At 50.5% G+C, this 1,100-nt stretch carries 1 pseudogene; it reads left to right on the top strand.

Annotation, left to right across the window (positions count from 1 at the left end):
- A pseudogene (locus ACYVRH_RS13120) lies at positions 1-1,036 on the top strand (AAA family ATPase); the annotation flags it as partial.
- Positions 1,037-1,100: the final 64 nt, after the last annotated feature.

Raw genomic sequence — 1,100 nt, 5'->3', positions numbered from 1 at the left:
AACTTTTGTAAGCAGAAGCAGAATTTTCCAGCTAAAACCTATGGGACAGCCTGAATTGCTTGAAACGGCGAGGCGGACGCTTGCCGACAAAGAACGCGGTTACGGAAAATGGAATGTCAATTTTGAAGAAGGCGCGTTAGAGCACATTGTGGAAATAGCCGGCGGGGACGCGAGAAGCCTTCTTAACGCGATAGAACTTGCGGTGGAAACAAGCGTTACTCCATGGCCGCCAAAAGAAGGGGCGGAAATTCACATTTCCATGGAAGCGGCTGAGGAAAGCATACAGAGGCGCGCGCTTCTCTACGACCGGGACGGCGACTACCATTTTGACACAATAAGCGCGTTTATTAAAAGCGTAAGGGGCAGTGATCCAGACGCGGCTTTGTACTGGCTTGCGAAAATGGTACGCGCCGGAGAAGACCCAAAATTTATTTTCAGACGGATGATTATCCTAGCGAGCGAAGATGTCGGCCTTGCCGATCCAAACGCGATTTCAGTCGTCATCTCCTGCGCCCAGTCTTTCGAGCGAATCGGATTCCCTGAGGGGAATTTCCCGCTTTCCCACGCGTGCCTGTACCTTGCGACCGCCCCCAAATCGAATACCGCCATGTCCTACTTTGACGCTCTTAAAGAAGTGGAACGCGAAGACGCTGAAGTCCCCAACCATTTACGTGACGCAAGCAGAGACGCTGAAAGTTTTGGCCACGGCGAGGGGTATGTTTATCCCCACGCGTACCGCGACCATTGGGCAGCCCAGCAGTACCTGCCCAATTCTTTGCGCGGAAGGACATTTTACATTCCTTCATCGTCAGGTTATGAGGGAAAAATACGCGAAGACGTTTTACGAAAACGCGAATTGCAGGCGGCGATTGTTTTAGGTTCTCAAACGGCGGATGCCGACGGAGAATTTTTATCTTGGTCTGCGTCTGCAAAAGGGCGCGAGGGCTGGTTTAAACGTCTTGAATCGGGAAGAAGTAATCTCCTGTTAAACAACAGGGACGCTGTTTTTATGGCTGTCTCTTTTTCGCGGCGGAATTAACTTAGTTTCCTGCGTAACCATGTAAAATATTGGATCGTTGCAGGATACGAGCGAAAAAACA

This window comes from Treponema sp. R80B11-R83G3 (genome assembly GCF_054786115.1).
Note: the sequence above shows the minus strand (reverse complement) of the source record. Positions and strands in the feature narration are given on the sequence as shown.